The sequence below is a fragment of the Bradyrhizobium sp. BWC-3-1 genome (genome assembly GCF_032917965.1).
GTDB lineage: Bacteria > Pseudomonadota > Alphaproteobacteria > Rhizobiales > Xanthobacteraceae > Bradyrhizobium > Bradyrhizobium canariense_D.
In genome coordinates this window covers 155,298-180,599 of record NZ_CP136625.1, presented here as the reverse complement: position 1 = coordinate 180,599, position 25,302 = coordinate 155,298, and the positions used below count along the sequence as shown (strand labels likewise).

Sequence of the window (25,302 nt, the reverse complement as noted above, 5' to 3'; positions counted from 1 at the left end):
TGGAATGTGATCATTCGGCATCACATTCCCGAGGGAATGAAGCGTCAGCGCCATATTCGCGGCGGAAACGCCGCCTTGATGCGGGGTGACGGACGGCGGACAGCTAGCCAGAACTTGAGAGGAAGCCGCGTTAAGCGGGCATTATCCTTTTGTTTGAGTTAACTATTTGCCGACAATATGCCTGAATCCATGGCTGGTGTCGTGGAAAGAATGTCGTGAGCGGCTGGCGACGGTCGGTCAGAAGAGAAACTGTCATGACGGGCCCACGTGATCCCAGATCTTCCCTTCCGGAAGAGTCTCCCGTTCAGGGGCCCCTGATGTCAGGGGCGACCCGGCGAAGCGCGCTCGGCCTGTTGCTCGGCACGCCGCTGCTGTCGGCCTGCGCCGGCGTGCAGCAGAGCCTGAGCCAGTTCTCCAATCCGTTCAGCAGCTCCTCTCCGCCTCCGGCCCAGCCGGCCGGGCCGCCGCAGCAGGCGACGACCGCCGGCACCGGCGGGGTGAAGGTTGCCGTGATCCTGCCGCTGTCGGCATCCGGCAATGCCGGCCTCGCTGCGCAGTCGATGCGCAATGCCGCCGAGATGGCGTTGGCCGAGTTCCAGAATCCCAACATCCAGCTCCTGATCAAGGACGACAATGGCAGCCCGCAGGGCGCGCAGGCCAGTGCGCAGCAGGCGGTCGACGAGGGCGCCGAGATCATCCTCGGGCCGCTGTTCGCGCAATCGGTGCCTGCAGTGGCGCAGATCGCGCGCACGCGCGGCATCCCGGTGATGGCGTTCTCGACCGATTCCAGCATTGCCGGCCGCGGTGTCTATCTGCTGAGCTTCCTGCCGGAGTCCGACGTCAACCGCATCGTCGAATATTCTGCCAGCATCGGAAAGCGCTCCGTCGCCGTGCTCGTGCCCGACAATGCCTATGGCAATGTGGTCGAGGCCGCGGTGAAGGCGGCGGTGCCGCGCCGCGGAGGGCGCATCGTCGCGTTCGAGAAATACGGCGCCGATCGCGCCACGCCGGCCCGCACCGTGGCGCAGCAGCTCGGCAGCGCCGATGCGCTGTTCATCGCCGATGATGGCGACGCCGTCGTCTCGGTCGCCGATGCGATGAGCGCGGCGGGTGCGAATCTGCGCAATATCCAGCTGCTCGGCACCGGCCTGTGGGACAGTCCGCGCGTCTATGCCAGCTCCAACTTGCAAGGCGGCCTCTACGCCGCGCCGGACCCGGCGGGCTTCCGCGCCTTCTCCGGCCGCTATCGCACCAAATACGGCGCCGAGCCCGTGCGCACCGCCACGCTTGCCTATGATGCGGTCGCCCTGGTGGCCGCGCTGGCGCGTACGCAGGGCACGACGCGCTTTTCGTCGGACGTGCTCACCAATCCCTCCGGCTTTGCCGGCATCGACGGCCTGTTCCGCTTTCGCGCCGACGGCACCAATGAGCGGGGCTTGGCGGTGATGAAGGTCACGACCGGCGGCGGCGTTGCGGTCGCGGGCTCGCCGAAGAGCTTTGGGGCGTAGCTGTTTCCTCGACGTCGTCCTGGCTTTCGCCAGGACGACGATGGAGAGACTTTACGCCGCGAGATCCGCGACCACCGCGTCCAGCACCGGAAAACCGCTGCTCGTCACGCGCAGCCGTCCCGTTGCATCCACCGTGATTGCACCTTCTTCGCTCAGCAGCGTGATGCGCTTGGGATCGAGTGAGCGGCCGGAGAGCGCTTTGTAACGCTCGGGGTCGATGCCCTCGGCGAGGCGCAATCCCATAAGCAGGAATTCGTCGGCGCGCTCTTCGCTGTTGAGGAGATCGTCGGTGACGACGCCGTGGCCGTTGGTCTCGACCCGCATCAGCCAGGCTTCGGGGCGCTTCTCGGTGGCGGTCGCGTGCCTGATACCGTCGATGTCGAGGCGGCCATGGGCGCCGGGGCCGATGCCGGCATATTCTTCGCCGCGCCAGTAGACCAGATTGTGCCGGCACTCGGCGCCGCGCCGCGCGTGATTTGAAATCTCGTAGGCGGGCAGGCCGAGCCTGTCGCAGGTCTCCTGCGTGACGTCGTAGAGCGCGCGTGCGACCGCTTCATCCGGCGTCTTCAGCTTGCCGGCTTGATGTAGGCCGAAGAACGGCGTGCCTTCTTCGATCGTCAATTGATAGAGCGACAGATGCTCGGCCGCCTCGCCGATCGCGAGACGCAATTCATCGGCCCACATCGCCGGCGTCTGGTCGGGACGGGCGTAGATCAGGTCGAACGAATAGCGATCGAACGAGCGGCGCGCGATGGCGACGGCATCGAGGGCCTCGCGCGCGCTGTGCATGCGGCCGAGCGCTTTCAGCGAGGCATCGTCGAGCGCCTGCACGCCGAGCGAGACGCGGTTGACGCCGGCGGCGCGATAGCCGGCGAAGCGCGTAGCCTCGACGCTGGTCGGGTTTGCCTCCAGCGTGACTTCGACGTCTTTCGCCACGGTCCAGTGCTTGCCGATGGCGTCGAGCACAGCGCCGACGGTTGCAGGCTGCATGAGCGAGGGCGTACCGCCGCCGAGAAAGATCGAGGTGACTTCGCGTCCGGGCGCGCGCTCGGCGGTCGCAGCGATTTCGCGCGCGAATGCTGACGCAAACCGCGGCTCGTCGATCGCGGCGTGGCGAACGTGGCTGTTGAAGTCGCAATAGGGGCACTTCGACAGGCAGAACGGCCAGTGCACGTAGACGCCGAAGGCTTCCTTAGCGCGGCTCAAGGCAGATCTCCGCCAGTTTCACGAAGGCGCGGGCACGATGCGACAGGCCGAGACCGAGCGGCGGCAGGCCGTGCTTCTCGATGCTCTCCATCTCGCCGAAGGTGCGGCTATGGCCGTCGGGCAAAAACATCGGGTCGTAGCCGAAGCCGGCGGTGCCGCGCGGCGGCCACACCAGCGTGCCGTCGACGCGCCCCTCGACCTCTTCGAGATGATCGTCGGGCCATGCAACGCAGAGCGCGGAAACGAAGTGCGCCTTGCGTTTGGCCGGCGTGGTCGCGCCGCGCTCCTGCAACAGACGCTCGATCTGCGCCATCGCTGCGGCAAAATCCTTGTTCGGGCCGGCCCAGCGCGCCGAGTAGATGCCGGGCGCGCCGTCGAGCGCGTCGACCACGATGCCGGAATCATCGGCGAAAGACGGCAGCTTCGTTGCCTGCGCCGCCGCGATCGCCTTGATCGCGGCATTGCTGCGGAAATCGTTTCCGGTTTCTTCCGGCTCGGGAAGGCCGAGCTCGCCGGCCGACACTGCTTCGATGCCGTAAGGCGCGAGCAGCTCCTTCATCTCGGCGAGCTTGCCGGGATTATGGGTCGCGATGACCAGCTTTCCGGTGATTCGGCGGTGCATCGGGCTATTGACTACGCTACCGCCAGTTTCTGCAAGTCCACGAGACGCGCGACGCCCTTGCGCGCCAGCGCCATCAACGCCAGGAACTCGGCTTCCGTGAACGGCTCGCGTTCCGCGGTGCCCTGGACCTCGATGATGCGGCCATCGCCGGTCATGACGAAATTGGCGTCGGTGTCGGCTTCGGAGTCCTCGGCATAGTCGAGGTCGAGCACGGGCGTGCCCTTGTAGATGCCGCAGGAGATCGCGGCGACGTTGTCGCGCAACACATTGGCCTTGACCATGTTGCGCGCCTTCATCCAGCTGACGCAATCGGCCAGCGCGACCCAGGCACCGGTGATCGAGGCGGTGCGGGTGCCGCCGTCGGCCTGGAGCACGTCGCAATCGACCGTGATCTGGCGCTCACCGAGCGCTTCGAGATTGATGATGGTGCGAAGCGAGCGGCCGATCAGGCGCTGGATTTCGACGGTGCGGCCGCTCTGCTTTCCGGCGGAGGCCTCGCGGCGGGTGCGTTCCGAGGTCGCGCGCGGCAGCATGCCGTATTCGGCGGTGACCCAGCCGCGGCCCTGGCCCTTCAGCCATGGCGGCAGGCGGTCTTCCAGCGTGGCGGTGACCAGCACGTGGGTGTCGCCGAATTTCACCAGGCACGAGCCTTCCGCATATTTGACCACGCCGCGCTCCAGCGTCACGGGGCGCAATTCGTCGGGCGCACGGCGGCTTGGCCGCATGGGAAATCCTCCAAAACTCTCGGAAAAGGGCTGTTGGCGGTGCTTGTAGGGGGGGTGAGGGTGGGCGGCAAGGGGGAAGATCGAGGCCTTCTTCACCCCCGATTTCCAATCCGCCAACGCCACGCTTGTCAGAAGCATCCGGGATAGACAAATTACCTGTGTCTTAGAGGAGTTACCGTCTGTGGCCCATCACGATCCGATCCATCTGATCGCGCCGCGCGCGGGCCTCGCCCAGCTCAACGAGCGTTCCCGCGACATCTTTCGTCAAATCGTCGAAAGCTATCTCGCGACCGGGGAGCCGGTGGGCTCGCGCAATATTTCGCGCCTGATTGCCATGCCGCTGTCGCCCGCCTCGGTCCGCAACGTCATGGCCGATCTGGAACAGCTCGGCCTGATCTACGCCCCGCACACCTCCGCCGGCCGATTGCCGACGGAACTCGGCCTGCGGTTCTTCGTCGATGCCCTGATGCAGGTCGGCGACCTCAATGACAGTGAACGGCAGGCGATCCAGAGCCAGTTGACCTCCGTCGGCCACGCGCAATCGGTGGAGGCTGCGCTCGAGGAGGCATTGACGCGGCTCTCCGGCCTGACCCGCGCGGCCGCGGTCGTGCTGACGCCGAAATCCAATGCGCGGCTGAAACATATCGAATTCGTCCGCTTGGAACCGGAAAAGGCATTGGTGATCCTGGTCGGCGAGGACGGGCAGGTCGAAAATCGCGTGTTGACGCTGCCGCCGGGAGTTCCATCCTCGGCGTTGACCGAAGCCGGCAACTTCCTCAATGCCCGCATCCGAGGCCGGACCTTGGCCGAGGCGCGGCTGGAGCTCGAGACCGCGCTCGGAGAGGCGCGCACCGAGCTCGATCAGCTGACGCACAAGGTGATCTCGGCCGGCATCGCCAGCTGGTCCGGCGGCGAGAACGAGGATCGTCAGCTCATCGTCCGCGGCCACGCCAATCTGCTCGAGGATTTGCATGCGCTGGAGGATCTCGAGCGCGTTCGCCTGCTGTTCGACGATCTCGAGACCAAGCGCGGCGTGATCGACCTGCTCGGCCGGGCCGAGACCGCGGAAGGCGTGCGGATCTTCATCGGCAGTGAGAACAAGCTGTTCTCGCTGTCGGGTTCGTCCACCATCATCTCGCCTTATCGGGACGCCGCCGGCCATATCGTCGGCGTTTTGGGCGTGATCGGGCCGACGCGGCTGAATTATGCCCGCGTGATCCCCACCGTGGACTACGCTGCCCGCATCGTCAGCCGGCTCTTGGGGGGCTGACCGGCGGCCGGGCCGATCACGGGCGCTTGATTTTCGCCGCCCGAAGCACGATATCCGGGCCAGAAACCCCCTGAGACGAATGCGAAAAGAGAGCCGATGACCGATCGAGACCGGCAACCCGAAGACACGAGTGCTGCGGCCGGCGAGCCCGTGGTGTCAAAACCCTACATCATGCCCGACGATCCCGAGCCCGGCTCCGTCGAGCTTCTGCAGAAGGAAGTCGCCGAGGCGCGCGACCGCATGCTGCGGACGCTGGCCGAGATGGAGAATTTGCGCAAGCGGACCACCAAGGAGGTCGCGGATGCCCGCCTCTACGGCATCACCGGCTTTGCCCGCGACGTGCTCGACATCGCCGACAACCTGCAGCGCGCGCTCGATGCCGTTCCGGCCGAAGCCCGTGCGGCGGCCGATGCAGGCCTCGCCTCGCTGATCGACGGCGTCGAGCTGACCGAGCGCTCGCTGCTCAGCGCGCTGGAAAAACACGGCGTGAAGAAGTTCGACCCCTCGGGCCAGAAGTTCGACCCGAACTTCCAGCAGGCGATGTTCGAGGTGGCCGATGCGTCGGTGCCCGCGGGCACCGTCGTGCAGGTCATGCAGGCCGGCTACACCATCGGCGAGCGCGTGCTGCGTCCCGCCTTGGTCGGTGTCGCCAAGGGTGGCGCCAAGGCCGCGCCGGCTGCCAACAGCAACGAGCCGAACGGCGCGGCCAACTAGTTGATCCTCATGGGGAGGAGGCGCGTCAGCGCCGTCTCAAACCATGCAGGTCGCGCTGCTGCAGCGGGGCCTTCATCCTTCGAGACGCGCGCGGAGAAGCGCGCTCCTCAGGATGAGGGTCTTGCAGTTTTTTGACCGGGCCTAGGCGCTCGCCGCGATATCTGCGGACTGAATCCGCTTCACGCCGGCCTTGGCCATGTCGGCCCAGGCTTTTGCCAGCGAACCCTGATTGTCGATGCCGCGGCAGGCGTCTTCCACCACATAGACCTCGAAGCCCGCCTTGCGCGCGTCGAGCGCGGTCCAGGCGACGCAGAAATCCGTCGCCAGCCCCGCGACGAAGACGCGCTTGATCTTGCGCGCCTTCAGATAGCCGGCGAGACCGGTCGAGGTCTTGCCGTCGGCTTCGAGGAAGGCCGAATAGCTGTCGACGTCCTTGTGAAAACCCTTGCGGATGATGAGCTCGGCGTGCGGGATCGCAAGGTCTTTCGACAGCGCGGCGCCGTCGGTGCCTTGCACGCAATGGTCGGGCCACAGCACCTGCTTGCCGTAGGGAAGATCGACGGTCTCGAACGGCTTCTTGCCGGCGTGGACTGACGCAAAGGAAATATGGCCTTGCGTGTGCCAGTCCTGCGTCATCACCACATTCGAAAATGCTTTCGAGATCTTGTTGATGACGGGCACCACCTGCTCGCCTTCCTTCACGGCAAGGCTGCCGCCGGGCAGGAAGCAGTTCTGCACGTCGATCACGAGCAGCGCGGATGCATCGTCCGGCTTGATCGATGCCGCTGCCAGAATTGCCGTGGGCGCGAGCGCCACGAGCGCGCTCGTCCCGAGCGCCGCCAAGACTTGTCGCCGATCCAGCATCATTCGCCTCCCTCCAGGATGAACTCAACGGAAGGGGAGCCTAGTTCCGTTCGTATACGAACAGAAGCCCGAAAATGCAGCCGGCTTTGGTGAGTGGTTGGGCTTGAGCCGCGGGTTCGGTGCACCTCTCCCGCTTGCGGATGCTGCTAGCCCTTCGGCTGGATGCCGTCGCGGACCGCGCGGAAGCGGGTGAAGGCGGCCGGCCATTGCTCGCGCGGGGCGCTGGCGATGATGCGCAGCGAGGCGCCGCCGCTGCTGAAGCGGATCCACTGCACCACGGTCACCGGCGTCTTGTCCTTGCCGCTGACGCCGTCGATCCGGGTCTCGAAACCCTGCTGGCCGCTGATGCGGATCGGCTCGGACATGGTGACGCGCGACTCGCGCACGCCGGGAATCTGGAGCGCCGCCTCCTGGGCGAAGCGGGCGCGGTCGTCGGCGGCTTGCGGGGTGGCGCCAATCACGCCGAGGATGATAAACGGCTTCGATTCATAGCCGGAGCTCTCGTCGCCGTCGGCCAGGATGATACTCGAGCCCGGCGCCAGCGTGCGGACGTCCTTGAAGTCGGCGAGATCGGTGATCTTGAACGGCATCAGTGCGATCTGCTCTTCGGCCGAGACCTGCTTCCGGGTGACGACGCTCGCGAACATCTGCCGCACCGCCTCGTCGGTGTAGATCTTGATCGCATTCTCCGGAATCTGCACCGCGACGTAGCCGGAGAAGCCGGCGCCCGGCACGATCATCGAATAGCGCCGCACTGGCGTCTCGCCCGCCTTGCCGCTCTCCGTGGTGAAATAGGCCACGCCCGCGGGCGTCTCGATCTTGTCCTGCTTGACGCCGTTGGTGCCGGCCGGGTTGGAGTTGAAGGCGCTCACGACCTCGCCATAGGCGGCCGGCGGCAGCTCCGTGATCAGCACCTTGACGTTGCCGTCCTCGCTCTCGAAGCCGGGAAAGGTCTTGGCCGTGCTGAGGCCGACCAATGGCACCATGCCGAGGCGCAAGCCGGGTGGGAAAACGGCGTCGGCGGCCAGAGCCGGAAGCGTAGAGGCGACGAGGAGGGCGAGCGCGGCGAGGGGGCGGATCAGCTTCATGGGCACTCTGATTGGTTCACATTGAGGCCGTTCGATGGTGGCCAGCCGGCCGCTTTGTCGCGCGAGGCAGCCCGAGGACGAGCCCGGCCGGCTGCCCGCCTTTTAACGGTTTTGGTCTGGCCGCAACAGGGCGGGGCGGGATGCGGTAGCGGATGCCGGCCGATCGCGGACCTGTTAATAATTTCTCACCCGCAAGGGCGGTGCAGCCCGGATATGTTCTTCCAAAACCCAATGTTTTCACGGCCGAAACTTGCGTTCGGTCCTTGCAGGCACCTCCCCCCCTCCTATATGACCCCCAACCATCGCAATATCGCGAATGTTTGATCTTAGGGGGTTTCGGTTCGGGTGCCTTCTGGGCCCAGCCAGCCTGCCGCAAAAACAAGGATACAGGACCATGGGAAAGGTCATCGGGATCGACCTCGGCACCACGAATTCGTGCGTCGCCGTAATGGATGGCAAGAACGCCAAAGTCATCGAGAATTCCGAAGGCATGCGCACGACGCCTTCGATCGTCGCCGTGACGGACGACGGTGAGCGCCTCGTCGGCCAGCCGGCCAAGCGCCAGGCCGTCACCAATCCCGAGCGCACGTTCTTCGCAGTGAAGCGCCTGATCGGCCGCCGCTACGACGACCCGATGGTCGAGAAGGACAAGAAGCTCGTTCCGTACAAGATCGTGAAGGCTTCCAACGGCGACGCTTGGGTCGAGGCCGACGGCCAGACCTACTCGCCCTCGCAGGTCTCGGCGTTCATCTTGCAGAAGATGAAGGAGACCGCGGAAGCCCATCTCGGCCAGAAGGTCGACCAGGCCGTCATCACCGTGCCCGCCTACTTCAACGACGCCCAGCGCCAGGCGACCAAGGACGCCGGCAAGATCGCGGGCCTTGAAGTGCTGCGCATCATCAACGAGCCGACCGCGGCCGCGCTCGCCTACGGCCTCGACAAGACCAAGGCCGGTACGATCGCCGTGTACGATCTCGGCGGCGGCACGTTCGATATCTCGATTCTCGAAATCGGCGACGGCGTGTTCGAGGTGAAGTCGACCAACGGCGACACCTTCCTCGGCGGCGAAGACTTCGACATGCGCCTGGTCGGCTATCTCGCCGACGAATTCCAGAAGGAGCAGGGCATCAACCTGCGCAACGACAAGCTCGCGTTGCAGCGCCTGAAGGAAGCCGCCGAAAAGGCCAAGATCGAGCTGTCGTCGACGACGCAGACCGAGATCAACCTGCCCTTCATCACCGCGGACCAGACCGGCCCGAAGCATCTGACGATGAAGCTCACCCGCGCCAAGTTCGAGGCGCTGGTCGATGACCTCGTTCAGAAGACCGTCGAGCCCTGCCGCAAGGCGCTGAAGGATGCCGGCCTCACCGCCGCCGAGATCGGCGAAGTGGTGCTGGTCGGCGGCATGTCGCGCATGCCGAAAGTCCAGGAAGTCGTGAAGCAGCTGTTCGGCAAGGAGCCGCATAAGGGCGTCAACCCGGACGAAGTCGTGGCGATCGGCGCCGCGATCCAGGCCGGCGTGCTTCAGGGCGACGTCAAGGACGTGCTGCTGCTCGACGTGACCCCGCTGTCGCTGGGCATCGAGACTCTGGGCGGCGTGTTCACCCGCATCATCGACCGCAACACCACGATCCCGACCAAGAAGAGCCAGGTGTTCTCGACCGCCGAGGACAGTCAGAACGCGGTCACCATCCGCGTCTTCCAGGGCGAGCGTGAAATGGCGGCCGACAACAAGATGCTCGGCCAGTTCGACCTGATGGGCATTCCGCCGGCTCCGCGCGGCATGCCGCAGATCGAGGTGACGTTCGACATCGACGCCAATGGCATCGTCAACGTCTCGGCCAAGGACAAGGCCACGTCCAAGGAGCAGCAGATCCGCATCCAGGCCTCCGGCGGTCTATCGGAAGCCGACATCGAGAAGATGGTCAAGGACGCCGAGGCCAATGCCGAGGCGGACAAGAAGCGCCGCGAGGCCGTGACTGCCAAGAACGACGCGGATGGACTGGTGCATTCGACCGAGAAGGCACTGGCCGAGCACGGTTCGAAGGTCGCCGAGACCGAGCGCCGCGCCATCGAGGATGCCGTCAGCGACCTCAAGGAAGCGCTGAAGGGCGACGATGCCGAAGCGATCAAGGCCAAGACCCAAACGCTGGCCCAGGCTTCGATGAAGCTCGGCGAGGCCATGTACAAGCAGCAGGCCGAAGCCGACGCCAAGAAGGATGCGGCCAAGGACGACGTCGTCGACGCGGAATTCACCGAAGTCGACGACGACAAGACCAACAAGAAGTCCGCCTGAACCCCGCGAGGGTGATGATGCGGACGGCTTGGACCCCACACGCGCCAACGGCCTCCTCCCTCGCGGGGGAGGCCATCGTGTCGGGCTCGACGGGCCAAGACTCTTTGAAAATCGGCTCTGTTAAATTCGGGCCCGTTGCGATCGATCAATTCCCAGCCGTTATTCTGAACACTGCCGTGCAATCCTCTGCCGCGAGGCCGAAGGCTGCCTATATCGTTGCATGGCGACGTTGCGTCGCTCCGACTTGAATCGCGATCGGATAGACTGAGCTCATCATGTCCACGTCCACCAAGCGCTGCTACTACGAAACCCTCGAAGTCGAACGCGATGCCGACGATTCCGCGCTGAAATCGTCGTTCCGCAAGCTGGCGATGAAGTTTCACCCCGACCGCAATCCGGGGGACAACACCAGCGAAGTCAAGTTCAAGGAAATCAACGAGGCCTACGAGGTCCTGAAAGACAAGGACAAGCGCGCTGCCTATGACCGTTACGGCCATGCCGCCTTCGAGCAGGGCGGGGGCGGTGGTGCCGGTTTCGGTGCGGGCTTCGCCTCCTCCTTTTCCGACATTTTCGAAGATCTGTTCGGCATGGCCGGACAGCGCGGGGGCCGTGGCGGCCGCGAGCGCGGCGCCGACCTGCGCTACAACATGGAAATCACGCTCGAGGAAGCTTTTGGCGGCAAGACCGCGCAGATCGAGATCCCGGTCTCGGTCACTTGCGAGGCCTGTTCGGGCATCGGGGCCAAGGCCGGCACCAAGCCGAAGACCTGCTCGACCTGCGGCGGCGCCGGACGCGTACGGCAGTCGCAGGGCTTCTTCACGCTGGAGCGCACCTGTCCGGGCTGCCAGGGCCGCGGCCAGATGATCGAGGACGCCTGCCCGTCCTGCTCGGGTCAGGGGCGCGTCACCCGCGAGCGGACGCTGTCGGTCAACATTCCCCCCGGCGTGGAGGACGGCACCAGGATCAGACTCGCCGGCGAGGGCGAGGCCGGGGTCCGCGGCGGTCCGCCTGGGGACCTCTACATCTTCCTGTCGCTGGCCCAGCACCAGTTCTTCCAGCGCGACGGCGCCGATCTGCATTGTCGTGTGCCGATCTCGATGGTGACGGCGGCGCTTGGCGGCGAGTTCGAGGTGCCGACCATCGACAAGGGCAAGACCAAGGTGAAGGTCCCCGCGGGCACCCAGTCCAGCCGCCGATTCCGCATCGCATCAAAAGGCATGCCGGTGCTGCGCTCGCGCCAGATGGGCGACATGTACGTTCAGGTCGTGGTCGAGACCCCGCAGAACCTCACCAAAAAGCAGCAGGAATTGCTGGCCGAGTTCGACAAGCTCTCCTCCGGCAATACCCAGCCGGAATCCGAGGGTTTCTTCACCAAGGTCAAGGATTTCTTCGGTAATCGGGCGAGTTGACGCGTCTTGACCGTGCCGCCTTCGGCCTATACGTCTTTATGACCATTTTCTGACACGCCGCGGTCACGCGGTCCCGGCCGGTCCCGACATGCCATTGCCATCGTCCGCGCGTGCGTTGAAGAAGCCCCGTCTCGATGACGAGGTGCGTTTTCTCCGGTCATGGATCGAAAAGCCTCTCCACATGGGCGCAGTGATGCCGTCGGGCAAGCTGCTGGCCCGGACCATGGCCCATTACGTCGACGTCAATTCGGACTCACCGGTGGTCGAGCTCGGGCCCGGCACCGGCGCCATCACCTCGGCCCTGGTCGAGCGCGGCGTCGACCAGAAGCGTCTCGTCCTCGTCGAATACAATCCAGGCTTCTGCGCCCTGCTGCGCGACCGCTATCCGCAGGCCAAGGTGGTGCAGGGCGATGCCTATCGTCTGCGCGACACCCTGTGGAACGTGCTGAGCGCGCCGGCCTCCGCGGTCGTCTCCGGCCTGCCGCTGGTTACAAAACCGATGCTGACGCGGCTGCGGCTCATCCGCGACGCCTTCACGGCCCTGGCGCCCGGTGCGCCCTTCGTCCAGTTCACCTATGCGGTGGTGCCGCCGATTCCGAAATCGCTGCCCGGCGTGTCCACAGAGGCCTCCGAACGGATCTGGATGAACCTTCCGCCGGCCCGCGTCTGGGTGTATCGCAAGGACTAATTCCGCCGGCGTTCCTGTTTGCGTGGCGGTCTCGTTTCGCCGAACGCATGGAAGCGGATGTCCGCACCGAAAATTCTGATCATTCCCGGCTCCCTGCGCACCGGCTCGCACAATGCGAAGCTGGCAGCGGTCGCTGCCTATGCATTCGATCAGGCCGGTGTCGACGTCACCCGGATCTCGCTCGCCGATTTTCCGCTGCCGATTTATGACGGCGACCTGCAGGCCAAATCCGGTGTGCCGAAGCACGCGATCAATCTCAAGCGCATGATCGGCGCGCATCATGGCGTGTTGATCGTCTCGCCCGAATACAACGCCTCGGTGCCGCCGCTGCTGAAGAACGCGATCGACTGGGTCAGCCGCGTGCATGAGCTGCACGAGCCGCGCGGCGAGGTGTTCCGCAACCGCGTCTTCGCGCTCGCCGGCGCCTCGCAGAGCCGGCTTGGCGCGGCTCGCGCGCTGCAGGCGTTGCGGCTGATCCTGACCTCCTGCCACGCCAATGTGATTGCCAGCCAGCTGACGCTCGCCTTTGCCGACCAGGCCTATGACGATATGGACAGGCTGAAGCACGAGGGCGATATCGCCGCGTTGAAGGAACTGGTGCGGCAGTTGATCGACGTTTCCCAACGCATGATGTGAGGTGACATGACGCCAGCCGAGATTGCCCCGAAAGACCGCCTGATCGTCGCGCTCGATCTGCCCAGCGTTGATGCCGCGGAAGCTATGGTCAACCGGCTCGGCGACAGCGTCACCTTCTACAAGATCGGCTATCGGCTCGCTTATGCCGGCGGCTTGCCGCTGGTCGGCAAGCTCGCCGACCAGGGCAAGAAGGTCTTTCTCGATCTCAAGCTGCACGACATCGGCAACACCGTGGCGCAGGGCGTCGACAGCATCACAAGGCTCGGCGCGACCTTCCTCACCGTGCACGCTTATCCGCAGACCATGAAGGGTGCCGTCGAAGGTCGCGGCAGCTCGAACCTGAAGATCCTCGCCGTCACTGTTCTGACGTCCTACAACGAGGACGATCTGCACGCGGCAGGCTTCCGGCTCGGCGTCTCCGAGCTCGTCGAAGCGCGCGCGCAGCAGGCGCAGGTGCTCGGCATCGACGGGCTGGTATCGTCGCCCGAGGAAGTCGGAGCCTTGCGCAAGATCGTCGGCCACCAGATGAGCCTCGTCACCCCCGGCATCCGGCCGGCGGGCGCCGCGAGCGGCGACCAGAAACGCATCATGACGCCGGGCCGCGCGATTGCGGCCGGCGCGGATTATCTCGTGGTCGGGCGGCCGGTGGTGGAAGCCACGGACTCCAGGGCGATCGCCGAGGCCATCCAGGCCGAGATCGCGCAAGCGCTCGGCTAACTAACAACACAGGGAGAAGAACAATGGCAAAAGGCTACTGGATCGGACGCGTCGACGTGAGCAGTGACGAGGGCTACAAGCCCTATGCCGTCGCCAATGGTCCGATCTTCAAGAAATGGGGTGGCCGCTTCGTCGTCCGCGCCGGCAAGTTCACCACCGTCGAAGGCGCCAGCCGCACCCGCAATGTCGTGATCGAATTCCCGGACTACGAGACCGCGATCGCCTGCTACAACTCGCCGGAATACCAGGCCAACATCAAGGTGCGCCAGCCGCACTCCGTCGCCGACCTCATCATCATCGAGGGCTATGACGGCCCGCAACCGTCAGACGGCTGAGGCGCGAACTCCTCTTATTACTCTTGCCGAAATGCTCGGCCTGCATGGTTCGCCCGGCGATGCAGAGCATCGTCCGGAACGCCCGCCTTGCGGGCTCCTCACCATGAGGGTCTGATATCTTGCCGCAAGACGCGACCTCATCCTGAGGGCCGCCACAGGCGGGCGTCTCGAAGGATGGCCGCAGGCGACCTGCCCCTAATCCCCCTCGGTTGCCGGAACTGCATCCCCCCGCTACAACGGCCGTGAGAGGATCGCACCATGTCCGATATGCGCTTGATCGTTGCTGGAGCCGGCGGCCGGATGGGCCGGGCGCTGACGCGGGCGATTGCCGAGACCAAAGGCGCGGTGCTGGCCGGCGCGCTGGAGGCGCCGGGCTCGGAGCTGCTCGGCAAGGATGCCGGCGTGCTGGCAGGTCTGCCGGCCAATGGCATCAAACTCTCCGGCGATCTCTGGGCGATGTCGAAGGACGCCGACGGCATTCTGGATTTCACCGTGCCCGCGGCGACCCTCGCCAATGTCGCGATCGCCGCCGAGCGCGGCCTCGTGCACGTGGTCGGAACGACCGGCCTGTCGGGCTCCGACAACGCCGTGATCAAGAGCGTCACCAACCGCGCCGTCGTGGTGCAGTCCGGCAATATGAGCCTGGGTGTCAATCTGCTTGCCGCTGTGGTCAAGCGCGTCGCCAAGGCGCTCGACGAGAGCTTCGACATCGAGATCGTCGAGACCCATCACCGCATGAAGATCGACGCGCCCTCGGGCACGGCACTGATGCTGGGCCAGGCCGCAGCTAGCGGCCGCGGCATCGCGCTCGACGAGCATGCAGACCGCGGCCGCGACGGCATCACCGGCGCACGCAAGCCCGGCGACATCGGCTTTGCGTCGTTGCGCGGCGGCACCGCGGCCGGCGATCACAGCGTGAGCTTCCTCGGCGCGTTCGAGCGCCTGACGCTGTCGCATCACGCGGAGGATCGCATGCTGTTCGCCCACGGCGCGCTGAAAGCCGCGCTCTGGGCGCATGGCAAGAAGCCGGGGCACTACTCCATGGCCGACGTACTCGGCCTGTCCGACATCTGAACGAAGCATGATCCGGAAAAGTGTGAAGCGGTTTTCCGACAAGATCATGCTTAAACAACGAACGAAACGGAAAAGCAGTCGATGAGCGAACGTCTTCTCGTGCTGGTGCGGCACGGCCAGAGCGAATGGAATCTGAAGAACCTCTTCACGGGCTGGAAGGATCCTGATCTCACCGAGCTCGGCGTCAAGGAAGCCTCGGAAGCCGGCCGCAAGCTGAAGGCGCAGGGTCTCGTGTTCGACGTTGCATACACCTCGGTCTTGACGCGCGCACAGCACACGCTCGATCTCATTCTCGGCGAGCTCGACCAGAAGGGCCTGTCAACGACGAAGAACCTCGCGCTGAACGAGCGCGACTATGGCGATCTCTCCGGTCTCAACAAGGATGACGCCCGCAAGAAATGGGGCGAGGACCAGGTGCTGATCTGGCGCCGCTCCTACGACGTGCCGCCGCCCGGTGGCGAAAGCCTGAAGGACACGCTGGCGCGCGCGCTGCCATATTACGTGCAGGAGATCCTGCCCGGCGTGCTCAACGGCAAGCGCACATTGGTCGCGGCTCACGGCAATTCGCTGCGCGCGCTAATCATGGTGCTGGAAAAGCTCTCGCCCGAAGGCATTTTGAAGCGCGAGCTCGCCACCGGCGTGCCGATCATCTACCGGCTCAATGCGGATTCGACGGTGACATCGAAGCTGGATCTGGCGGGTTAAAGACGTTCGCGCGCGACTGAGTCCCGCCAAGCACTCGGTGTCGTCCTGGCTTTCGCCAGGACGACTAAGTGGGGCAGTTTACGCGTAGCAACTCTTACTGCAGCCCCAGCTGCCCGGCCTCCCAGCCCAGCATCGCCTGCTTGCGGGTGATGCCCCAGTGGTAGCCGGTGAGCGTGCCGCTCTTGCCGAGCGCGCGGTGGCAGGGCACGACGAAGGACACCGGGTTCTTGCCGACGGCGGCGCCTACGGCGCGTGACGCTTTCGGGCTGTTGATGTTGCAGGCGATGTCCGAATAGGACACCGCGCGGCCCATCGGGATCTTCAGCAAGGTCTCCCACACCCGCACCTCGAAATCGGTACCGATCATCACCACGCGCAGCGGCTGGTCCGGCCGCCAGAGTTTTGTGTCGAAGATGCGCTGCGCCAATGGTGCGGTACCTTCGTGATCCTCGACGTAAGTTGCGTTCCGCCATCGCCGCGTCATATCGGCAAGCGCCACCTGTTCCTCACCGGGATCGGCGAAAGCGAGTCCCGACAATCCACGATCGGTCGCGATCACGATCGCGGTGCCGAACGGTGAGTGATGGAAGCCGTAGCGCAAGGTGAGGCCGGCGCCGCCGTTCTTCCATTCGCCCGGCGACATCGCCTCATGGGTGACGAAGAGATCGTGCAGCCGGCCCGGACCCGACAAACCGGAGTCAAGCGCGGCGTCGAGGATGCTCGCGGAATCCCTGAGCAAGCCCTTGGCGTGATCGAGCGTGAGCGCCTGCATAAAAGCCTTCGGCGTGATCGAGGCCCAGCGGCGGAACAGATGGTGCAGCTCGTCCGGGGTGACGCCGGCCGCATCCGCCATCGCCTCGATGGTCGGCTGCGTGCGCCATTTTTCGGAGATGAAGGCGATCGCCCGGCGCACGGAATCATAGTCGCGCATCGCGGCGTTCTGGGAGCCCGGCCCGGCCAGGCGCTGGTCATGTATCGCGAGTGTCATCATGCCTGGAAATGTAGGAGGGGGCGGGGTACGAAACCACCCGATTTCCGATCCGCAAATCAGGTCACCGGATTGTAGGTCGGACCGCGCCTGGCGGCATTTAAGGCCTCAACCAAACCCTTGTAGAAACTTGCCTTTTCGTCCGGCCCCAGGAAGCGGGCGATCTGGATCTGGTGACCTCGCGAGATCAGATAGAGGTGCTCGATGCCAAAATCCTCGTCGATTTCCATGTCGAGTCGAACCCAGAGCGGATTGAAGGTCCATTCGACGACCTGGCCATGCTGGCTGACGCGCCGCACGCGCAATTCAGATGGCGTGACCACGATCTCCTCGCTGGCCCGCGCCGCACGGAAATTGGCCTTGAAAGCCCACCAGATCACCAGCACGTCGAGGCCGAAAAAGCCGAACACCGGCCAGGCGCCCATCATCAGGAAGACGAGGCCGGTGACGAAGCTGACGGCGCTCAGGAACAGCATCACGGCGAGGAAGCCGGTGCGGTTCAGCGAGCGGTGCGGCGTCAGGCGCGCGGAAAAGATCTGAGGCTCAGCCTCGCTTGCAGATCGTTCGCGCTCAATTTCATTGCCTGTGCTCATCGTCCCTCAGTATATCCCGATCATGGCGAAAATCACCCGCAAGCCGGCCCCCCGCAAAACGTCCGTGCCGAAGAAAAAGGCGAAGGTGGCCGCCGCGAAGCCCAAGGCCCCCGGCAAGAAATCTCTCAAAGCCATGAAACCCTGGACGCCGCCCGAAGTCCGCGAGGCCTTCAGCCGTTTCCGCAAGGCTAACCCGGAGCCAAAGGGGGAGCTCGAGCACGTCAATCCGTTCACGCTGCTGGTTGCCGTGGTGCTGTCGGCACAGGCGACTGACGCCGGCGTCAACAAGGCGACGCGCGCGCTGTTTGCGGTCGCCGACACGCCCCAGAAGATGCTTGACCTCGGCGAGGAACGCCTGCGCGAGTACATCAAGACCATCGGGCTCTATCGCACCAAGGCCAGAAACGTCATCGCGCTGTCGGCGAAGCTGCTCAGCGAGTTCGGCGGCGAGGTGCCGCGCACGCGCGCCGGGATCGAGTCGTTGCCCGGCGCCGGGCGCAAGACCGCCAATGTCGTGCTCAACATGGCCTTCGGCGAGCACACCATGGCGGTCGATACGCATGTCTTCCGCGTCGGCAACCGGACCGGACTTGCGCCCGGCAAGACGCCGCTGGAGGTCGAGCTCGGTCTCGAAAAGGTGATCCCGGCCGAGTTCATGCTGCATGCCCATCATTGGCTGATCCTGCATGGCCGCTATACTTGCCTCGCGCGCAAGCCGCGCTGCGAGGTTTGCCTGATCAACGATCTCTGCCGGTGGCCGGAAAAGACGGTCTGAAAATAGCGTTCGGGAAAGTGGTTTGGAGTCTAGCGTGAGTCAGCAGGAACAAATCTCGCCATCGCCACCTCCTGCTACACCGGCGCCGCCACCGAAGCCAACGCAGCCACCGGCGAGTTCGCTCTGGAGCCGGCTCGCGATTCCGCTGTTCGCGGTGATCGTCGCGCTCGGCTTCGTCGCGCTTGCAACGCAGCGCCTCGACGAATGGGTCGGCAATTCGGTGGTCCAGACCACCAACGACGCCTATGTGCGCGCCGAGCTGACGCGGCTCGCCAGTCGCGTCTCCGGCGAAGTGCTGACCGTCGGGGTCACCGACTTCCAGCGCGTCAAGGCCGGCGATCTCCTGATCCAGATCGATCCTGCCGACTATGAGACGCAAGTCGCGCAGGCCGAAGCGGCGGTCGCCGCTGCGCAGGCCGTGCTCGACAATCTGGCGAACCAGATCGAGCTGCAATATGCGACGATCGCGCAGGCGCAAGCCGCGCGGCTCTCGGCCGAAGCCGTGGAGGTCGAGGCGCGGCAGGAGCAGGAGCGTCAGCAGTCGCTGTCGCAGACCGAATCCGGTACGCGGCAGCGCTTCGAACAGGCGGTCGCAGGCTATGCCAAGGCGCAGGCCGACGTGCGCGCGAGCCGCGCCGTGATCGCGGCCCAGCAGCACCAGCTCGAAGTCCTGCAAGGCACCAGGAAGCAGCGCGCGGCCGATCTCGAAGCGACCAAGGCGACGCTGGCGAGCGCGAAGCTAAAGCTCGGCTACACCAAGATATCCGCGCCGTTCGATGGCGTCGTCGGCGAGCGACAGGTCCAGCCCGGCGACTACGTCAACATCGGCACCAACCTCATCAACGTCGTGCCGTTGCCGAAGGTCTATGTGATCGCGAATTACAAGGAGACCCAGCTTACCCACGTCGCACCGGGTCAGCCGGTCGAGATCACCGTCGACAGTTTCCCGCGCGAGAAGCTGCGCGGCCGGGTCGAGCGCATTGCGCCCGCGACCGGCGCGCAGGTCGCGCTGCTGCCGCCGGACAACGCAACCGGCAACTTCACCAAAGTCGTGCAGCGCATTCCCGTGCGCATCCAGTTCGACGACAACCAGCCGCTGCTGGCGCGGCTGGTGCCGGGCATGTCGGTCGTCACCAGCATCGACACCAAGGCCGGCAATGGCGGAAAATGACGATTCCAGTCGCGGACCGCTCTCGCGCGGCGGCGTCGCCCCGCAGCCGCTGTTTGCGGTGGCGGCGGTGCTGCTCGGCTCGTTCCTCGCCAATTTTGACAGCCGGCTGACCACGATTGGCCTGCCGGACCTGCGCGGCGCGTTCTCGCTCTCGTTCGACGAAGGCGCATGGCTCTCCACGGCGGGCATCGGCTCGCAGATCTTCATCGCGCCCGCGGTGGCCTGGCTTGCCACCGTATTCGGCCTGCGTCGCGTGCTGGGTATCCCCAGCCTCGTCTATGCCGCGGTCTCGCTGATCATCCCGTTCGTGCACGACTATCCGACATTGCTCGCGCTCAGCGTCGTGCATGGCCTCCTGCTCGGCACCTTCGTGCCGGCGACGCTGATGATCGTGTTCCGCAATTTACCGATCCGCTGGTGGCTTCCGGCGATCTCGATCTATTCGATCCGCGTCGGCTTCGCGCTCGATACATCGAGCTCGCTGGTCGGCTTCTATGTCGACCATCTCGGCTGGCAATGGCTGTACTGGCAGAGCGTCCTGATCGCGCCGCTGATGGGCCTGATGGTCTATTGGGGCACGCCGAACGAGCCGGTGAATCGCGCTTTGCTGCGCGACGCCGATTGGGGCGGCATGCTGCTGCTCGGCGCCGGCGTCTCGATGATCTATGCCGGGCTCGACCAGGGCAACCGTCTGGACTGGCTGGGGTCGGGGACTGTGATGGCGTTGATCATTGCCGGCGCGGTGCTGGTCGCGGGCTTCCTCGTCAACGAGTCCCTGGTGCGGCAGCCCTGGGCGCATGTGAACGTCTTGTTCTCGCGCAATATCGGCCTGGGGCTGGTCCTGATCCTGCTCTACACGCTGACCAGCCTCTCCAACGCGTCGCTGGTGCCGAACTTCCTCGCCACCATCGCCCTGCTCAGGCCGGAGCAGAGTGGCTTGCTGCTGCTCACCTATGGCGCCTTGCCAATGTTCGTGCTGGTGCCGCTCTCGATCTGGCTGCTGCGGCACTTCGATACGCGGACGGTGGTGGTCGTGGGATTTGCCTGCTTCGCTGCCGCCAATCTCTGGGGCACGCAGCTCAGCCATGATTGGGCGCGCGAGGATTTCGCGGGCATCGTGCTGCTCCAGGCGATCGGGCAGTCGCTGACCTTGCTGCCGCTGATCATCACGCTGCTGTCCAACTCCGATCCGAGCCGTGCCACCTCGTTTGCCGCCTATATCCAGATCATGCGGCTGGGTGGCGCCGAGATCGGCGTCGCGTTGATGGGGACGTGGCTGCGCGTCCGCGAGCAGATCCATTCCTTCTATCTCGGCCAGAATCTCGGTGTCGGCGACGTCGACGTGGTCCGCATGCTGAAACAGCTCGCCGACCATTTTGCGGCCCATGGTGCCGGCTCGGCACAGGCACGCGCGGTCGGTACGCTCGCCGGCCTCGTCCAGCGCGAGGCCAATGTGCTCGCCTATATCGACGGCTTCTGGCTGTGCTTCTGGGTCGCGATGGCGGCGCTCGGCGTCGTCGCCCTAGTCACCCGTGCCCCGCCCGGCCCGTTCACGCCGGCGCCGTTCGGCTTCGCCAGGATGCTGTTGCGCAGATGCGGAGTGCCCCTGACGTAGGTTCAGGATCCAGACGACCCACGCGCCGAGCGACGGTCCGGGTTGGCTCTGACTATAACGTCAGACCACAAGCCCGACGGATGGCGATCTGAACCGGCGAGGGTGGCAACGCCGGGTCGAACTCGCCTGTTGGCAGCAGCGGCGGCTGTGCCATGAAACGCGGGCGCTTCCCCCGGTGAGGTTGCGCGGCGTGAACCAGGAATGGATGGCAGAGATAAACGGTCCCTGCCGCACCGATTGCCAGTTCAACGTCGCAATCTTCCGTAGAAGCGTAACCGTTGGCAGAGATCTGCTCCAGCGTTGCGCCTGCATCGCCATAGGGCAGCAGCTCCCGGGCGATGGTGGCGTGCGAACCTTTCCGTATCTTCGTTGGCGCATCCTCAGGGCCTACGCCCGAGAACAGGAAGAGCATCAGCAATGCGCGTCCGCTGCTCTTCACATTGACGCGCCACTGCATGAAATCCGGATTATCGAAGCCGAAACTCATGTCCACATGCCAGCCATCATCACCAGGGGATTCCGGTGAGGGAAAGCGGACCGGAAAAGTTCCGAGCGCATTGGGCGCGATCCAGCGGCGGTCACCCGCGAGTTGGTCATAGGCTTCGTGCAGGATCGGCGTGTTGGCGGCTTCAATGAATGGTGGCGAGGTCTTGGATCCCACCCGAATGACCGGCTGGGTCCAGCTTTCGGGCTCGTGTGGCGATAGACCAATATCCGCCCACAATTCGTCCCTGCATTGTTCCGCAAGGTGCGTGCTGAAGGCGTTCTCGATCTTGATGAAACCGTCGTCGATGAAGTTTAGGACCCGATGAGAGGTCACGCCGATGCGCTCGGTTTTGGGCATTGCACATTTCTCCGTTCGGCCACCGCGTCAGCGCAGCCGTCTTGATCTGATTGGCGCGATACGCCGGAACGACTTGGTCGCTCAGATCAGCGGGAAGAATGTGGACATGAAAATCATGCTACGTACCTTACGGCGGCGGAGAGCAAAATCAAGACAAGCGGGACGCAGAGCGCCTCTACGAGGGGGCGTCGTACGAGCGCGCCGCCAAGTCCGCTTGACCTACCGCATCTGCCGCGCCGGCTCGATCAGCTCGGGCCGCGGACCTGACAGCCGCTTGTGCATGTGAACCATGAAGGCCATGGCGAAGATCGGCGTCGCCAGATTGACGATCGGGATCGAGACGAAGGCTGCGATGAACAGGCCCGCGGTGAAGATGGTGGCGGCGTTGTCGCGCCGCATCGCCTTGGCTTCCTCCGGCGAGCGAAACCGCATCGCCGCGAGCTCGAAATATTCGCGGCCGAGCAGCCAGGCCGTGGCGAGGAAGAAGACCAGGAAACCGGCGCCGGCGAAAAGCACCAGCGGTAATGCGACCAGATAGACCAGGATCGTCAGCAGCGCGGTCTTGACGCCCTCGTAGATCGCCTGGCTGAACGGCAGCGCGATCCCCGGCCGCTCCGCCGGATAGTGCTCGCGCTCGACGATGTCGGCGACGTCGTCGACGAACACGCTCGCAACCAGGGAGGTGATCGCGGGCATCAGGAACACAGCCCCGAACACGACGCCGAGGCCCGCGGCGATCGAAATGATCCAGGACAACACCTCGAGCGATGAGTGCCAACCCGGACCGAGCAGGCCTTCCAGCCACGCCTCGCCATAGGTCGCAAACCAGCTCAGCAGCCGCTGCAAGCCGATCGCCAGCACGATGATCAGCACCAGTGCGACGCCGATCGACCGCCACAGGATCGAGCGCATCGGCGGCGAGATCATTTGTGACAGCGCCTTGACGGCGGCATCCAGCATGGGAGTTCCTCTCACGAAATCACCCGCGAGAGGTAGACACCCCGGGCCACTTCGGCAAGGGAGATCGGCGGCACCGCTTATGGCCGGATTGACCGCTGGCATCAACGAAGCCACGATGAATTCGGCAAGACCGTTGCTCCACCAACCCGCTTGACAACAAGCGGAACCAGCGCGGCAAAGGAACAGGCGCATATGGCGATGGAAGAATCGGCGGACGGATTGCCGCTTGCAGGCGTGCGCGTGGTCGAGATGACCCACATGGTCATGGGCCCGACCTGCGGCATGATCCTGGCGCAGCTCGGAGCCGACGTGATCAAGGTCGAGCCGCGTGCGGGCGACAAGACCCGGAGCTTGGGGGGCATGGGGACCGCCTTTTTCCCATTGTTCAACCGCGGCAAGCGCAGCGTGGTGCTGGATTTCGAGAAGACTGAGGATCGCGACACCATGCACCGGCTGCTGGCGACCGCCGACGTGTTCCTTGAGAATTTTCGCGACGGCCAGCTCGGTAAGCAGGGGCTTGGCGCGGACGAATTGCGCCGCCGGCATCCGGGTCTGATCATTGCCGGCCACAAGGGATTCCTCTCCGGTCCCTACGAGCACCGCCCCGCGCTCGACGAGGTGGTGCAGATGATGGCGGGCCTTGCCGCCATGACCGGCACCAGCGAAAAGCCCCAGCGCGTCGGCTCGTCCGCCAACGACATCATGGGCGGCATGTTCGGTGTGATCGCGATCCTCGCGGCGCTCTATCAGAAGCGCGGAGGAAAACGCGACGGCGCCGACATCCGCATCGGCCTGTTCGAGAACTGCCTGTTTCTGGTTGCCCAGCACATGGTCGAATACGAGATGACCGGGAACAAGCCGCGCTCGATGCCGGAGCGCGAGCATGCCTGGCCAATCTATGACATCTTCGAGACCGCCGGCGGCGAGCGCATCTTCATCGGCGTCGTCACCGAAGGCCATTGGCAGAGCTTTTGCCGCGAGTTCGGCCTGACTGAATTCCTCGATGATCCCGCCTTGCGCACCACGACCGATCGCATCCTGGCGCGTGGCCGGATCATTCCGCGCGCGGCCGGGATCATCAGGCAGTGGGACGTGGCAAGACTGTCCGAGAGGCTCGATGCGCTCAACATCTGCTTTTCGCCGATCAACCGGCCCGAGGATCTCTTCACCGATCCGCATGTGCTGCGGCCGGGCGGGCTCGTCAACAATGTCACCGCCGACGGCAAGCCGTTCCGGGTGCCGGCGCTGCCGATCGAATGGAACGGCAGCCATATCGGCGAAGGCCTGAGGGTCGCGCCGCTCGGCGCCGACACTGCGGCCGTTCGCGCCGAGATCGACAATGAAAATGAAGATGTCACGTCAAAAACAACAGGGAGGCGCGGATGAGCCGGATTCAGGAGATTTACCCCGCAGAACGCGTCAGCCTGCGCGAAGTCGCCCTGCGCGACGGGCTCCAGCTCGTGAAGAAAATTCCGTCCACCGACGCCAAGCAACGCTGGGTGCGCGAGGAATATGCCGCTGGCGTGCGGCATTTCGAGGTCGGCTCGTTCCTGCCGGCGAAGACTTTTCCGCAATTCGTCGATGTTCGTGATGTCGTCGCGACCGTCGCTTCATTGTCCGGCGCGCATGGCATCGCGCTTGCGCTCAACGAACGCGGCGTGAACGAGGCGCTGGAATCCGGCGTCGGCGAAATCGCCTCCGTGGTCTCTGCGACGGAAGAGCACAGCCAGGCCAATGCGCACCGCTCGCGCGAGTCCGCCATCGCCAATCTGAAACGCCTGTGCGAGATGCGCGATGCCACCAGCCACAAGCCGCTCGTCAACGCGGCGATCTCGATGGCGCTGGGCTGCTCGATCACCGGGGCGGTCGACCCTGCAGAAGTGCTGCGGCTGGTCGACAAATGCCTCGAAGCCGGTGTCGATTTCGTCGGCATCGCCGACACCGTGGGCTATGCCGGGCCGAAGCAGGTGGCGGAGCTGACGCGCGCCGCGGTGAAGCTCGCAGGGTCGAAGCCGATCTGCATCCATCTACACGATACCCGCGGCATGGGCATCGCGAACGCGGCCGCGGCGCTCGACGAAGGCGCGCGGATCCTCGACGGCTCGCTCGGCGGCCTCGGTGGCTGCCCCTTTGCCCCCGGTGCGACCGGCAATGTCGTGTTCGAGGATCTCGTGTTCCTGTGCGAGAGCAAGGGCTTTGCGACCGGCATCGATTTGGAGAAGCTGATCACGGTGCGCAGGATCCTGCGCGAGGAGATGCCGAACGAGCAGCTCTACGGCGGCCTCGCTCAGGCGGGATTGCCGGGTGGGAGCGCGGCGAAGGCGGCTTAAATCCGCAAGCGGAACGCCCTTCCCTTCTCCCCCTTGCGGGAGAAGGTGGCGCGAAGCGCCGGATGAGGGGTCTCTCTCCGCAAGCTCGAAGGAAAGTAGTCGCGGAGACATACCCCTCACCCGTCTCGCCGCTTCGCGGCGAGCCACCCTTTCTCACAAGGGGAGAGGG

Annotated in this window: 25 protein-coding genes; 16 read left to right on the top strand and 9 right to left on the bottom strand. The window is 64.9% G+C overall.

Translation table 11 applies throughout. The annotated features are described in order from the left end of the window. Nucleotides 1-254: 254 nt before the first annotated feature. Nucleotides 255-1,508 (top strand): penicillin-binding protein activator, encoded by a 1,254-nt coding sequence (locus RX329_RS00825; RefSeq protein ID WP_410706269.1) that lies wholly within the window; start codon nt 255-257, stop codon nt 1,506-1,508. 51 nt (nt 1,509-1,559) lie between these two features. Here the strand turns inward: RX329_RS00825 and hemW are convergent, their stop codons facing one another. Genes hemW through rph form a run of 3 tightly spaced genes read right to left on the bottom strand, consistent with a single transcriptional unit; the run spans nt 1,560 to nt 4,061 of the window. Continuing rightward, the gene (hemW, locus tag RX329_RS00820; RefSeq protein ID WP_085349271.1) at nt 1,560-2,714 is read right to left on the bottom strand and encodes a radical SAM family heme chaperone HemW; all 1,155 of its coding nucleotides are present in this window, start codon (nt 2,712-2,714) and stop codon (nt 1,560-1,562) included. Then, nucleotides 2,701-3,336: an RdgB/HAM1 family non-canonical purine NTP pyrophosphatase gene (gene rdgB, locus RX329_RS00815; protein ID WP_018459609.1), complete on the bottom strand. Its 636-nt coding sequence runs from the start codon at nt 3,334-3,336 to the stop codon at nt 2,701-2,703. Before rdgB ends, hemW begins: the two co-directional genes overlap by 14 nt. A gap of 11 nt (nt 3,337-3,347) precedes the next feature. Further along, nucleotides 3,348-4,061, bottom strand: coding sequence for a ribonuclease PH (gene rph / locus RX329_RS00810; RefSeq protein ID WP_007598482.1), 714 nt, complete (start codon nt 4,059-4,061; stop codon nt 3,348-3,350). Between the two features lie 181 nt (nt 4,062-4,242). Between rph and hrcA the strand changes: the two genes are divergently transcribed. Both hrcA and grpE read left to right on the top strand, forming a co-directional pair. Beyond that, on the top strand, nt 4,243-5,331 hold the full coding sequence (gene hrcA, locus RX329_RS00805) for a heat-inducible transcriptional repressor HrcA (RefSeq protein WP_007598483.1): 1,089 nt from the start codon (nt 4,243-4,245) through the stop codon (nt 5,329-5,331). A gap of 96 nt (nt 5,332-5,427) precedes the next feature. After that, the gene (gene grpE / locus RX329_RS00800) at nt 5,428-6,045 is read left to right on the top strand and encodes a nucleotide exchange factor GrpE (RefSeq protein ID WP_317245486.1); all 618 of its coding nucleotides are present in this window, start codon (nt 5,428-5,430) and stop codon (nt 6,043-6,045) included. 141 nt (nt 6,046-6,186) lie between these two features. Here the strand turns inward: grpE and pncA are convergent, their stop codons facing one another. Further along, entirely contained in the window at nt 6,187-6,909 is a 723-nt protein-coding gene (gene pncA / locus RX329_RS00795) for a bifunctional nicotinamidase/pyrazinamidase (RefSeq protein WP_026233851.1), read from the bottom strand. 146 nt (nt 6,910-7,055) lie between these two features. Beyond that, nucleotides 7,056-7,997: a hypothetical protein gene (locus tag RX329_RS00790; RefSeq protein WP_018459606.1), complete on the bottom strand. Its 942-nt coding sequence runs from the start codon at nt 7,995-7,997 to the stop codon at nt 7,056-7,058. 394 nt (nt 7,998-8,391) lie between these two features. Between RX329_RS00790 and dnaK the strand changes: the two genes are divergently transcribed. The 8 genes from dnaK to RX329_RS00750 all read left to right on the top strand — a co-directional run bounded on the left by dnaK (nt 8,392) and on the right by RX329_RS00750 (nt 15,857). Beyond that, the gene (gene dnaK, locus RX329_RS00785) at nt 8,392-10,293 is read left to right on the top strand and encodes a molecular chaperone DnaK (RefSeq protein WP_007598490.1); all 1,902 of its coding nucleotides are present in this window, start codon (nt 8,392-8,394) and stop codon (nt 10,291-10,293) included. A gap of 275 nt (nt 10,294-10,568) precedes the next feature. Beyond that, on the top strand, nt 10,569-11,702 hold the full coding sequence (gene dnaJ / locus RX329_RS00780; protein WP_085359537.1) for a molecular chaperone DnaJ: 1,134 nt from the start codon (nt 10,569-10,571) through the stop codon (nt 11,700-11,702). An 88-nt stretch (nt 11,703-11,790) separates the two neighbouring features. Further along, the gene (locus tag RX329_RS00775; protein ID WP_085349933.1) at nt 11,791-12,390 is read left to right on the top strand and encodes a class I SAM-dependent methyltransferase; all 600 of its coding nucleotides are present in this window, start codon (nt 11,791-11,793) and stop codon (nt 12,388-12,390) included. A gap of 57 nt (nt 12,391-12,447) precedes the next feature. After that, a complete protein-coding gene (locus tag RX329_RS00770) occupies nt 12,448-13,026 on the top strand; it encodes an NADPH-dependent FMN reductase (protein ID WP_085359535.1) in 579 nt (192 codons plus the stop codon). A gap of 6 nt (nt 13,027-13,032) precedes the next feature. Then, nucleotides 13,033-13,743 carry an orotidine-5'-phosphate decarboxylase gene (pyrF, locus tag RX329_RS00765; RefSeq protein ID WP_018459602.1) on the top strand — a complete coding sequence of 237 codons (711 nt, stop codon included), beginning with the start codon at nt 13,033-13,035 and terminating at the stop codon, nt 13,741-13,743. A 23-nt stretch (nt 13,744-13,766) separates the two neighbouring features. Continuing rightward, on the top strand, nt 13,767-14,078 hold the full coding sequence (locus RX329_RS00760; protein ID WP_027566211.1) for a DUF1330 domain-containing protein: 312 nt from the start codon (nt 13,767-13,769) through the stop codon (nt 14,076-14,078). 258 nt (nt 14,079-14,336) lie between these two features. Beyond that, on the top strand, nt 14,337-15,152 hold the full coding sequence (gene dapB, locus RX329_RS00755) for a 4-hydroxy-tetrahydrodipicolinate reductase (RefSeq protein WP_018459600.1): 816 nt from the start codon (nt 14,337-14,339) through the stop codon (nt 15,150-15,152). A gap of 81 nt (nt 15,153-15,233) precedes the next feature. Next, nucleotides 15,234-15,857, top strand: a complete 624-nt coding sequence (locus RX329_RS00750) for a 2,3-bisphosphoglycerate-dependent phosphoglycerate mutase (RefSeq protein ID WP_085359533.1) — start codon at nt 15,234-15,236, stop codon at nt 15,855-15,857. Nucleotides 15,858-15,951: 94 nt separating this feature from the next. On the opposite strand, the gene RX329_RS00745 is transcribed toward RX329_RS00750, so the two are convergent. Beyond that, nucleotides 15,952-16,848: a methylated-DNA--[protein]-cysteine S-methyltransferase gene (locus tag RX329_RS00745; RefSeq protein ID WP_018459598.1), complete on the bottom strand. Its 897-nt coding sequence runs from the start codon at nt 16,846-16,848 to the stop codon at nt 15,952-15,954. Between the two features lie 56 nt (nt 16,849-16,904). After that, nucleotides 16,905-17,438: a DUF2244 domain-containing protein gene (locus tag RX329_RS00740; protein ID WP_018459597.1), complete on the bottom strand. Its 534-nt coding sequence runs from the start codon at nt 17,436-17,438 to the stop codon at nt 16,905-16,907. A 22-nt stretch (nt 17,439-17,460) separates the two neighbouring features. Between RX329_RS00740 and nth the strand changes: the two genes are divergently transcribed. The 3 genes from nth to RX329_RS00725 are packed head-to-tail and all read left to right on the top strand — an operon-like array spanning nt 17,461 to nt 20,999. Next, the gene (gene nth / locus RX329_RS00735) at nt 17,461-18,213 is read left to right on the top strand and encodes an endonuclease III (protein WP_085383378.1); all 753 of its coding nucleotides are present in this window, start codon (nt 17,461-17,463) and stop codon (nt 18,211-18,213) included. Nucleotides 18,214-18,247: 34 nt separating this feature from the next. Further along, nucleotides 18,248-19,384 (top strand): HlyD family secretion protein, encoded by a 1,137-nt coding sequence (locus RX329_RS00730; RefSeq protein ID WP_085359531.1) that lies wholly within the window; start codon nt 18,248-18,250, stop codon nt 19,382-19,384. Further along, a complete protein-coding gene (locus RX329_RS00725; protein ID WP_018459593.1) occupies nt 19,371-20,999 on the top strand; it encodes an MFS transporter in 1,629 nt (542 codons plus the stop codon). The genes RX329_RS00730 and RX329_RS00725 overlap by 14 nt, the downstream gene beginning before the upstream one ends. A 52-nt stretch (nt 21,000-21,051) precedes the next feature. Here RX329_RS00725 and RX329_RS00720 read toward each other — a convergent pair whose 3' ends face one another. Both RX329_RS00720 and RX329_RS00715 read right to left on the bottom strand, forming a co-directional pair. Further along, complete coding sequence (locus RX329_RS00720) at nt 21,052-21,843, bottom strand: phytanoyl-CoA dioxygenase family protein (protein WP_018459592.1); 792 nt, start codon at nt 21,841-21,843, stop codon at nt 21,052-21,054. Between the two features lie 219 nt (nt 21,844-22,062). After that, the gene (locus RX329_RS00715; RefSeq protein WP_018459591.1) at nt 22,063-22,803 is read right to left on the bottom strand and encodes a sulfate transporter family protein; all 741 of its coding nucleotides are present in this window, start codon (nt 22,801-22,803) and stop codon (nt 22,063-22,065) included. Between the two features lie 192 nt (nt 22,804-22,995). Between RX329_RS00715 and RX329_RS00710 the strand changes: the two genes are divergently transcribed. After that, nucleotides 22,996-24,189: a CaiB/BaiF CoA transferase family protein gene (locus RX329_RS00710; protein ID WP_085383377.1), complete on the top strand. Its 1,194-nt coding sequence runs from the start codon at nt 22,996-22,998 to the stop codon at nt 24,187-24,189. Further along, on the top strand, nt 24,186-25,133 hold the full coding sequence (locus RX329_RS00705; RefSeq protein WP_085359529.1) for a hydroxymethylglutaryl-CoA lyase: 948 nt from the start codon (nt 24,186-24,188) through the stop codon (nt 25,131-25,133). Before RX329_RS00710 ends, RX329_RS00705 begins: the two co-directional genes overlap by 4 nt. Nucleotides 25,134-25,302: the final 169 nt, after the last annotated feature.